Origin of the sequence: Flavobacterium esculini, assembly GCF_048284325.1 — a bacterium.
GTDB lineage: Bacteria > Bacteroidota > Bacteroidia > Flavobacteriales > Flavobacteriaceae > Flavobacterium.
In genome coordinates, this window is record NZ_JBLVPI010000018.1 from 14,613 (window position 1) to 25,568 (window position 10,956).

The 10,956-nt window shown below is 35.6% G+C and carries 11 protein-coding genes; 10 read left to right on the plus strand and 1 reads right to left on the minus strand.

Annotated elements, in window-relative coordinates; all coding sequences use genetic code 11:
* The first annotated feature begins 96 nt into the window (after nt 1–96).
* The 10 genes from ACNQGG_RS14650 (at nt 97) to argH (ending at nt 10,393) form a co-directional block, all read left to right on the plus strand.
* Nucleotides 97–714 (plus strand): GNAT family N-acetyltransferase, encoded by a 618-nt coding sequence (locus ACNQGG_RS14650; protein WP_039110646.1) that lies wholly within the window; start codon nt 97–99, stop codon nt 712–714.
* Nucleotides 715–718: 4 nt separating this feature from the next.
* Nucleotides 719–1,912 carry an argininosuccinate synthase gene (locus ACNQGG_RS14655; protein ID WP_417951449.1) on the plus strand — a complete coding sequence of 398 codons (1,194 nt, stop codon included), beginning with the start codon at nt 719–721 and terminating at the stop codon, nt 1,910–1,912.
* Nucleotides 1,905–2,882: an N-acetyl-gamma-glutamyl-phosphate reductase gene (gene argC / locus ACNQGG_RS14660; RefSeq protein ID WP_417965166.1), complete on the plus strand. Its 978-nt coding sequence runs from the start codon at nt 1,905–1,907 to the stop codon at nt 2,880–2,882. Before ACNQGG_RS14655 ends, argC begins: the two co-directional genes overlap by 8 nt.
* A 75-nt stretch (nt 2,883–2,957) precedes the next feature.
* Nucleotides 2,958–4,094 (plus strand): aspartate aminotransferase family protein, encoded by a 1,137-nt coding sequence (locus ACNQGG_RS14665; RefSeq protein WP_417965168.1) that lies wholly within the window; start codon nt 2,958–2,960, stop codon nt 4,092–4,094.
* An 87-nt stretch (nt 4,095–4,181) separates the two neighbouring features.
* Nucleotides 4,182–5,378, plus strand: a complete 1,197-nt coding sequence (locus tag ACNQGG_RS14670) for a glutamate-5-semialdehyde dehydrogenase (protein WP_417965170.1) — start codon at nt 4,182–4,184, stop codon at nt 5,376–5,378.
* Nucleotides 5,362–6,132, plus strand: a complete 771-nt coding sequence (proB, locus tag ACNQGG_RS14675) for a glutamate 5-kinase (RefSeq protein WP_417965172.1) — start codon at nt 5,362–5,364, stop codon at nt 6,130–6,132. Before ACNQGG_RS14670 ends, proB begins: the two co-directional genes overlap by 17 nt.
* Nucleotides 6,133–6,201: 69 nt before the next feature.
* Nucleotides 6,202–7,149, plus strand: coding sequence for an N-acetylornithine carbamoyltransferase (locus ACNQGG_RS14680; protein WP_417965174.1), 948 nt, complete (start codon nt 6,202–6,204; stop codon nt 7,147–7,149).
* On the plus strand, nt 7,139–7,924 hold the full coding sequence (argB, locus tag ACNQGG_RS14685; RefSeq protein ID WP_417965176.1) for an acetylglutamate kinase: 786 nt from the start codon (nt 7,139–7,141) through the stop codon (nt 7,922–7,924). Before ACNQGG_RS14680 ends, argB begins: the two co-directional genes overlap by 11 nt.
* Nucleotides 7,921–8,991: a M20 family metallo-hydrolase gene (locus tag ACNQGG_RS14690; protein WP_417965178.1), complete on the plus strand. Its 1,071-nt coding sequence runs from the start codon at nt 7,921–7,923 to the stop codon at nt 8,989–8,991. The genes argB and ACNQGG_RS14690 overlap by 4 nt, the downstream gene beginning before the upstream one ends.
* 121 nt (nt 8,992–9,112) lie before the next feature.
* Nucleotides 9,113–10,393 (plus strand): argininosuccinate lyase, encoded by a 1,281-nt coding sequence (gene argH, locus ACNQGG_RS14695; RefSeq protein ID WP_417965180.1) that lies wholly within the window; start codon nt 9,113–9,115, stop codon nt 10,391–10,393.
* A gap of 86 nt (nt 10,394–10,479) precedes the next feature.
* Here argH and ytxJ read toward each other — a convergent pair whose 3' ends face one another.
* Nucleotides 10,480–10,869: a bacillithiol system redox-active protein YtxJ gene (gene ytxJ, locus ACNQGG_RS14700; RefSeq protein ID WP_417965182.1), complete on the minus strand. Its 390-nt coding sequence runs from the start codon at nt 10,867–10,869 to the stop codon at nt 10,480–10,482.
* Nucleotides 10,870–10,956 lie beyond the last annotated feature (87 nt).

Genomic DNA, 10,956 nt, shown 5'->3' on the forward strand with positions numbered 1-10,956 from the left:
ATGTCTTTTTATGTATCTATTTTAACTGATTGGCATAACTCTTGTTTTTCAAAACTTGAATCCAACTCATTTTTTAACTCAAAATAATCTCTTGAAATGAACATTTCTATCATTGTAACTCAGGAAGAACATTATAAGTATTCGCAAGAAATATGCGATACTATTGAATCGTCCGCCTTATTGAGAGGTACTGGGATTGCTAAAAGAACTCCTGAATACATCCAAAAAAAGATGGAAAGCAAAGATGCTGTCATTGCATTAGACAATGGTAAATTTGCTGGTTTTTGCTATATCGAAAGTTGGCAACACGGGAAGTTTGTAGCACATTCCGGGTTGATTGTACATCCAGATTACAGAAATTTAGGTTTAGCAAAAAAAATCAAATCATTTGTTTTTGATTATTCATTGGAAAAATATCCAGAAGCTAAGGTTTTTGGAATCACAACTGGTTTAGCTGTTATGAAAATCAATTCAGATTTAGGATACAAACCTGTTCCTTTTTCAGAATTGACCAGCGATCCAAGTTTTTGGAAAGGATGTCAAACGTGTACCAATTATGAAATCCTAAAAAGCAAAGACAACAAAATGTGTTTGTGCACCGGAATGCTTTATGATCCAAAGGAAAAACCTAAAGATCCACCTAAACATCCATTTAATGTCAGAGTGTTAAACAGATTAAAATCAATTAAAGAAGCATTGTTCTTAAAAAAATAATATCATGAAAAAAGTTGTATTAGCTTATAGTGGAGGATTAGATACCTCATATTGCCTAAAATATTTAAAAAACGAAAAAGGATATGAAGTTCATACCGTTCTTATAAATACAGGCGGATTTGATGAAGCTGAACTAGCCGCTATTGAAGAAAGAGCCTACGAATTAGGAAGTGCGCAACATGCAAATCTTACTATTGTAGATAAATATTATGACAAAGCCATTAAATATTTGATTTATGGAAATGTATTAAAAAACAATACCTACCCATTATCAGTAAGTGCCGAACGTGTTTTTCAAGCTATCGAAGCGATTAAATATGCAAAATCTGTTGGTGCAGAAGCGATTGCTCACGGAAGTACCGGTGCAGGAAATGACCAAATTCGTTTTGATTTAATTTTCCAAACCATTGCTCCCGAAATTGAAATCATCACTCCAATCAGAGATTTAAAATTATCCAGACAGGAAGAAGTGGATTATTTATCTAAAAATGGAGTTCATTATTCTTGGGAAAAAGCACAATATTCCATTAATAAAGGATTGTGGGGAACAAGCGTAGGTGGTAAAGAAACATTGACCTCAAATCAATCTTTACCAAGTGAAGCGTACCCTTCTCAATTGCAAAAAACTGGAGAAGAGAAAGTGACGCTACAATTTGAAAAAGGACAATTAGTAGGCATCAACGGGACATTGGACACACCAACAAAAAACATTGTTGCGCTTGAAAAATTAGCCAGCGCATATGCAATTGGTAGAGATATCCATGTTGGCGATACTATTATCGGAATTAAAGGAAGAGTTGGTTTTGAAGCCGCTGCACCTTTAATCATCATCAAAGCACACCATTTATTAGAGAAACACACGCTGGGTAAATGGCAACAATACTGGAAAGAACAACTAGGAAACTGGTACGGAATGTTGTTTCATGAAGGGCAATTTCTAGATCCTGTAATGAGAAACATCGAGGCTTTCCTGGAAGACACTCAAACGACTGTAAACGGAACCGTTATCGTTTCGCTAAAACCATATCACTTTACATTGGACGGAATTGAATCTGAAAATGATTTAATGAATACCGGTTTTGGCCAATATGGAGAAATGAACAACGCCTGGACATCTGACGATGCCAAAGGATTTATTAAAATTCTTGGAAATGCCCAAAACATATTTTCATCTGTAAATAAACTGACACATGATTAATATTGGAATAATTGGCGGTTCAGGTTACACAGCGGGGGAACTTATCAGAATATTGATGTTTCATCCCAATGCTACACTTGATTTTGTTTACAGTACGACAAACGCTGGAAAACCACTTTCGGTTGCGCATCATGATTTGATGGGCGATATCGAAATGAATTTTACCGATACTGTAAATCCAAATGTGAATGTTGTTTTCTTGTGTTTAGGTCATGGTAAATCAAAATCGTTTTTAGAGCAAAATCAATTTGCGAGTCATACCAAAATCATCGATTTAGGAAATGATTTCAGATTGACAAAAGACAAAGATTTTGACAGCAAAACTTTCGTTTACGGTTTGCCTGAATTGAATAAAACGGTTATCAAAAATGCTCAATTTATCGCTAATCCAGGTTGTTTTGCAACAGCGATTCAATTGGCATTATTGCCATTGGCTAAAAATGAAATGCTTACGACCGACGTTCATATTAATGCCACAACCGGAAGCACGGGAGCTGGAGTTTCCCCTTCGGAAACGACGCATTTTAGCTGGAGATCGAACAATATGTCGCATTACAAAGCTTTTGAGCACCAACATTTGGGAGAAATAAACCAAAGTGTCAACCAATTGCAAGCGGATTATACAAACGAATTGATTTTTGTACCTAACAGAGGTGATTTTACAAGAGGAATTTTCGCAACATTATACACAACAATCGAAGAAAATCTGGAAGATATAGTGGCCAAATATAAGGCTTTTTACAAAGACCAACCTTTCGTAACCGTTACGACCACTGGAATCAATATGAAACAAGTGGTTCAAACGAACAAGTGTATTATTAGTTTAATGAAAAAAGGAAACCGGTTATTGATTACTTCAGTAATTGATAATTTAACAAAAGGAGCCTCAGGACAAGCCATACAAAACATGAATTTAATGTTTGGATTGGATGAAACTACAGGATTGCATTTGAAACCAAGCGGGTTCTAGATGTTTATTTGGTTAATCGTTAATTCGGTTAATCGATTAAACAAACAACCCATTAACCGATTAAACTTTAAAAAAATGAATTTATTTGACGTTTACCCATTATACAACATCACTCCTGTAAAAGCACTGGATTGTACTATTACAGATGAAAAAGGAGTGGAATATTTAGATTTATATGGCGGTCATGGAGTAATTTCCATTGGACACACCCAACCGGATTATGTTGCCAAATTAAAAAATCAATTGGATAATATTGGTTTTTATTCGAATGCGATTCAGAATCCATTACAAGTAGAATTAGCAGAGAAATTAGGGAAACTCTCCGGATTGGAAGACTACACTTTATTCTTGTGCAGTTCTGGAGCCGAAGCCAATGAAAATGCTTTGAAATTAGCGTCATTTCATAACAATAAAACGAGAGTAATTGCTTTTGATAATTCCTTTCATGGAAGAACTTCGGCGGCAGTTGCAGTTACAGATAATAAAAAAATTGTTGCGCCAATCAATGCACAACAAATTGTTACTTTTTTACCCTTGAATAACATCGAGTTGGTAGAAAATGAATTGAAAAAAGGAGATGTTTCTTCTGTTATCATCGAAGGAATTCAAGGAGTTGGCGGTTTAGACCAAGGAACAACTGAATTTTTCCAGGCATTAGAAAAAATATGTGCAGCATACGATGTCGTTTTGATTTTGGACGAAGTGCAATCAGGATACGGAAGAAGCGGAAAGTTTTTTGCACACCAACATCATAACATCAAAGCAGATATTATTTGTCTGGCGAAAGGAATGGGCAACGGATTTCCTATTGGCGGAATATTGATTTCTCCAAAATTCACAGCGAGTTATGGATTATTGGGAACTACTTTCGGTGGAAACCATTTGGCTTGTGCTGCTGGAATTGCTGTTTTGGATGTGATTGAAAGCCAAAAATTAATGGATAACGTAAATGATGTTTACGCCTATTTTTTAGAAGCAATCAAACAAGTTCCTGAAGTTATCCAAGTAAAAGGAAGAGGATTAATGCTCGGTGTAGAATTTGATTTTGACGTAAGTACACTTCGTAAAAAAATGATTCTTGACAAACATATTTTTACAGGAAATGCAAATAATAAAAGCTTATTAAGAATTCTTCCTCCATTGACAATCAATAAGGAAGCAATTGATACCTTTATTATCGCTTTAAAGGAAACATTGGCGGAATTAAAATAGTTTTTTAACATATAAGCCATATAAGCTCTTAAACTTATATGACTTATATGTTTAGATTTTTTTCTAAAATAGTAAAACCAAAAACTAATGAACCACTTATTACCAATAGAAAAACGAAATTTAGTTTTGAGTCGCATGGCCGAACTTCTTGAACAAGAAAGAGCCATTCTTAAGACTATAAATCAACAGGATTTAAATAATTATTCTGGGGATGATTTGGCCATGGAAAAACGTTTATTGGTTGATGATGCCAAAATTGACGGGATGATTTTATCCCTGCAGCAATTAGCAAGTCAAGAAGATCCTATTGGCGTGGAGCGTTTTAATTTCGACCATGAAAACGGAATGAAAATTATCAATAAAACAGCGGCTTTTGGAACCATAATGATCATTTATGAATCCAGACCTGATGTTACTGTTGAAGCAGGTGGAATCGCTTTTAAATCCGGAAATAAAATTCTATTGAAAGGCGGAAAAGAATCGACACTATCCAACTTGAAAATTGTGGAATTGTGGCATCAAGCTTTAAAAGCAAACAATGTTGCTAGAGAATGGGTGGAATACTTGAATTACAATCGGGAAGAAACGCAGGCATTTTTAGAGAAACCGACACAAAAAGTGGATTTAATCGTTCCTCGTGGTGGGGAGAAACTGATCGCTTTTGTAAAAAAACATGCCACTTGTCCAGTGATTATAAGTGGCCGAGGGAATAATTTTGTATATGTAAATAAGGAAGCCGATTTAAAAAAAGCGCTTGATATTATTATTAACGGAAAAACCTCAAACATATCAGTTTGCAATGCTTTAGATAAAGTTTTAATTGATACTAATCTTGAAAATTGGGAAGCTTTTGCTGCAACTATAGTTCAGGAATTACAACAAAGAAACGTAACCGTTTTAGGAGATGAAAGTATTTCCAGAGTCACAAACGTTCCTCAAATCGAATCAGATTTAATTTGGTACGAAGAGTTTTTAGATTATAAAATTGTTATTGGAACAACCAACTCGGACCAAGAAGCGATTGACAAAATAAATAAATATTGTGGCGGACATTCGGCTTCCATAATCACAAAAAATGATGCAATTGCCCAGGAATTCATGGAAAATGTAGATACTGCAGCGGTATATCAAAATGCCTCTACCCGATTCACTGATGGAGGACAATTTGGTTTAGGAGGAGAGTTGGCAATAAGCACGGACAAATTACACCAACGTGGACCAATTGGATTGCAACATTTAGTTACTAATAAGTGGTATATTTACGGAAATGGACAAATCAGGTAAAAAAAGAATTTTATTAAAGTTAGGAAGCAATACCTTAACCAAAGAAACCAATCACATTTCGAGAGGAAAGATTGAAGATATTGGAATGCAAATAGCGGCGCTGAAAGATGATTATGAATTTGTAATTGTCAGTTCTGGTGCGATTGCTGCTGCCAAACAATTTGTTAAACTGGAAAGTCAAGACAAAGATGTTTTTGTAAAACAAGCGTTGGCATCAATTGGTCAGCCTCATTTGATGCGGATTTATCATGAAAATTTCAGCGATTTAGGACTCTTAATTTCGCAATGTTTGCTTTCGTATTCTGATTTCGAAAAAGAGCAAGCCAAAGTAAATATCGTAAACACCATCAATGTTTTGGTCAAAAATAATTATATTCCTATTATCAATGAAAACGATACTGTGGCAACGGATGAGATTCAGTTTGGAGACAATGATAAATTAGCTGCTTTAACTGCCGTTTTATTAAATGTTGACATTCTGATTATTGCTACCAATACGAACGGGATTTACACCAAAGCATCCATCCATGATGCCATTCCTGAAACCATTTCTTTGGTAACCGATTTGCAACTATTGGAAAAAGAAATTGGCGATTCTAAATCTTCTCATGGAACAGGTGGAATGCAATCTAAAATAGAAGCTTCGGCAATTGCCAAAGCCGCCAATATCGAAACCTGGATTGTCAATGGCTTGGAAGACAATTTTATTTTGAAAGCCTTAAAAAACGAAATACCTTTTACTAAAATTCTATAAAATGTTAATTCGGTTAATCGTTAATTCGGTTAATCAATTAAGCAAATAACCGATTAAATAATTAAGACAATGAACTACATTTCCATACAAAACATAGATTCGCTTAACAAATGGGTCAAAGAAGCATTAAAAATCAAGAAAAAACCCCTTAAAAACAAAAAACTGGGTAAGAACAAAACCTTAGGGATGTTGTTTTTTAATTCCAGTTTGAGAACGCGTTTGAGTACGCAAAAAGCAGCTTTGAATTTAGGAATGAACGTCATGGTAATGAATTTTACCAGTGAAGGTTGGACATTAGAATTTGAAGATGGTGCCATCATGAACTCCGGTGCTTCGGAACATATTAAAGAAGCGGCAGCTGTCGTTTCTCAATATTGTGATATTATTGCCATCAGAGCTTTTGCAGGACTTTTAGACAAAGAAAAAGACAATGCAGAAACCGTTCTTATGGGTTTCTTAAAATACGCCACTGTACCAATTGTAAATATGGAAAGTGCTACGGGACATCCTTTGCAATCCCTAGCTGATGCCATAACCATGGCTGAGCATAAAACAAAACACAGACCAAAAGTAGTTTTGACTTGGGCGCCACACCCTAAAGCTTTACCTCAAGCAGTCCCTAATTCGTTTGTGGAAATGATGCAGTTACAAGATGCAGACTTTGTCATTACGCATCCTGAAGGGTACGAATTGAATCCTGAAATAACGAAAGACTCCAAGATTGAATACGACCAAGACAAAGCTTTCGAAAACGCCGATTTTATTTATGCCAAAAACTGGAGTAATTATAACGAGTATGGTCAGATTACAAATTCCGACCCAAATTGGACTGTAACTGCAGATAAAATGAAACTGACCAACAATGCGAAATTTATGCACTGTTTGCCAGTAAGACGTAACGTAATTGTAACGGATGAAGTGATTGACAGCGAAAATTCAATTGTTATCGAACAAGCCAACAATAGAACCTATGCTGCACAATTAGTGTTGCAAAAAATATTGGAAAATGGAAAATAAAAAACCGGTAACGCTAATAAAAATTGGAGGAAACATTATTGACAACCCAACGGAATTATCACAATTTTTAATTGATTTTTCTCAGATTGAAGGCTATAAAGTACTCGTTCATGGCGGTGGAAAATCAGCTACCAAAATGGCGGAAAGTATTGGTTTAGTTCCTCAAATGATTGATGGAAGACGCATTACCGATGCCACTATGCTTGATGTAGTTGTGATGATTTATGCAGGTCAAATCAACAAAAATATCGTTGCTCAATTGCAATCAAATTCAACCAATGCAATGGGTTTTTCCGGTGCTGATGGGAATTTAATTCAATCGGATAAAAGAAACCATCCTACAATCAATTATGGTTTTGTTGGTGATGTAAAAAAAGTGAATACAAACTTATTACAAACGTTACTTTCTAGTGGAATAGTTCCTGTATTTTGCGCAATAACACACGATGGAAAAGGACAATTATTAAACACGAATGCCGATACCATTGCCAGCGAATTAGCGATTGCTTTATCGGAAGTTTTTGATGTCACTTTGAACTATTGCTTCGAAAAACCGGGCGTTTTATATGATGCCGAAGATGATGCATCCGTAATTGAGAACATAAATCAAGAATTATATTCCAAATTAAAAGCCGAAAAAGCGATACATTCCGGTATGATTCCTAAATTAGACAATTGTTTCAACAGTTTGTCCAAAGGAGTTCAAAAAATAAAAATTGGCCATCACAGGATGTTACAAGATAAAACGGCATTGTACACTACAATTACACTATGAAGAGTATAGAAATCCTTACACAAGAAGCGATTACGCTATTGAAAGCACTGATTGAAACACCTTCCTTTTCAAGTGAAGAAGACCAAACAGCACTTTTAATCGAAAATTGGTTTACACAAAATAATATCCCTTTCGAAAGAGAAAATAATAACATTTGGGCTTTCAATAAACATTTTAATAAAACCAAACCAACACTATTACTGAATTCACACCACGATACCGTAAAACCAAACCAAGGCTACACCAACGATCCTTTTGAAGCGATCGTGAAAGAGGGAAAATTATTTGGATTGGGAAGTAATGATGCGGGTGGTTGTTTGGTTTCGCTTTTAGCCACTTTTGTTCATTTTTATTCGAATGAAACGCTGCCTTATAATATTGTAATGGTCGCTTCAGCCGAGGAAGAAAGCAGCGGAAAAAATGGATTAAACAGCGTATTAAAACATTTACCGGAACTGGAATGTGCCATTGTGGGAGAACCTACTTTGATGCAATTGGCCGTAGCCGAAAAAGGGTTATTGGTACTCGATGTCATCGTAAAAGGTACAGCCAGTCACGCCGCACACAACAATCCGGACAATCCCATTTACAATGCGATACCTGTTATAGAATGGTTGAACAGCTATCAATTCGAAAAAATATCGGAGGTTTTAGGTCCCGTAAAAATGACTGTAACACAAGTAGCTGCTGGAAAACAACACAATGTAGTTCCTGCGGAATGTCATTTGGTTGTCGATATTCGCGTGAATGATTGTTACAGCAATCCCGAAATTTTAGAAACCGTAAAAAGACATTTGATCGCCGAAGTCAATCCGCGTTCCATGCATTTGAATGCGTCATCTATTCCCGTTGCACATGGATTAGTACAAGCAGGAATCGCACTGGGAAGAACAACATACGGCTCGCCTACCCTTTCGGATCAATCCGTTTTGAGTTGTAAATCCTTAAAATTAGGGCCTGGTGAAACCCTGCGGTCACACTCGGCGGACGAATTTATATTTATAAACGAAATAGAAGAAGGAATTCAATTGTATATCAAAATACTAACTGATTTTTTCAATCAATAAAATAATTTGGAGCTAATCCCGCTATTCGTTGCAATCTTTTATTTTTTAAAGAAAAAAATAAAAGGATTTCCACTGCTATCGGGGCTAAAATATAACAGTCTAAAAATCTAATTATCCATATATGAAACTTTGGGAAAAAGGAATACCAACAGATAAGCAAATCGAACATTTCACCGTTGGAAACGACAGAGAACTGGATTTAGTTCTGGCCAAATACGATGCTTTAGGCTCTATAGCTCACGCCAAAATGTTGCATCAAATCGGACTTTTGACAACTTCCGAAACGGATTCTTTAGTGCTAGCTTTAGAAGATATTATTACTGATGCAGAAAAAGGGCATTTCGAAATCGAAGACAGTTTTGAAGACGTACATTCAAAAATCGAGTATCTTTTAACGGCAAAATTAGGCGATGCCGGAAAAAAAATCCATACTGCCCGTTCCCGTAACGACCAAGTTTTAGTAGACGTTAATTTGTATCTTAAAGACGTAGTCAAAGAACTAAAGGAACAAGTAAAAACATTGTTTGATTTGCTGATGGAATCAGCAGAAAAACATCAAAATATTTTGTTGCCCGGATACACACACCTTCAAATTGCAATGCCGTCTTCTTTTGGAATGTGGTTTTCCGCTTACGCCGAAACTTTGATTGATGATATAACGATGTTGAATGCGGCTTTGAAAATAGTAGACCAAAACCCTTTGGGTTCGGCTGCAGGTTATGGAAGTTCCTTCCCTATCAACAGAACATTCACCACAGCCGAATTGGGTTTTGAAACCTTAAAATTCAATTCGGTTGCGGCACAAATGAGCCGTGGAAAATCGGAAAAAACGGTTGCTTTTGCAATGAGTAGTGTTGCTGCTACTTTGGCGAAGTTTTCTATGGACGTTTGTTTGTATATGAGCCAGAATTTTGATTTCATCAGTTTGCCTGCTCATCTTACAACAGGTTCCAGCATTATGCCACACAAGAAAAACCCAGATGTTTTTGAGCTGATCCGTGGAAAATGTAACAAAATTCAGGCATTACCTTATGAAATTACGCTAATTACGAATAACCTTCCAAGTGGCTATCACAGAGATTTACAATTATTGAAAGAAGGTTTGTTTCCGGCCATTCAAAACCTGAAGGCCTGTTTGGATATTGCTATTTTCGCTATAAAAGATATCAAAGTAAAAGAACACATATTAGACGATCCCAAATACAATTATCTGTTCACAGTGGATACCTTGAATGAAATGGTTCTTGCAGGGATGCCATTTAGAGATGCGTATAAAGCGGTGGCAGAACAACTAGAAAATGGTACTTTCAAATCACCAAAAGAAACCAAACATACACACGAAGGAAGTATTAATAATCTGTGTTTAAAGGAAATAAAAAGGAAAATGAGGGATTCTTATTAATTCAAAACCCAAAATAGTTGTTGCAAAAAAATCCATTCGTTGAAGCGAATGGATTTTTTTATATTTTAAATTTAAACTATTGACTATTAAACCTTTTTTCCTAACTCTTCCGCATCAATATCACTATGCGAAACATTGTAAACAGCTTTTCCGTCTTTAATTACTATCAATTGCGGGGACTGATGGGTTACTCCAAATTGATCCGCAATAGCATTAGAAATATCGCGATGCGCTATTAAATCTAAAAAATAAGGCGTAACTTTATCTGCGCTATTAAACTCATTTTCAAACTGTTTCAGCGCCATCCTACTTACGCTGCATCGGGTACTGTGTTTAAAAATGGCTACCGGTTTTTCATTCGAAATGAAGATAATTTCATTCAATTGTCCTAAATCGGTTAGTTCATTCCAGTTGATTCTGTTTTCTTTTAAATCCTTGTCTTCTGAACTATTAAATATATTTTGAAAAAAACTCATAATTGTCTTATTTTAAGACATTTTGACTTTATAATATGATAAAAATCATGAAATTTCCGTCAATTTGTCTGTATTATTGTATTGGAA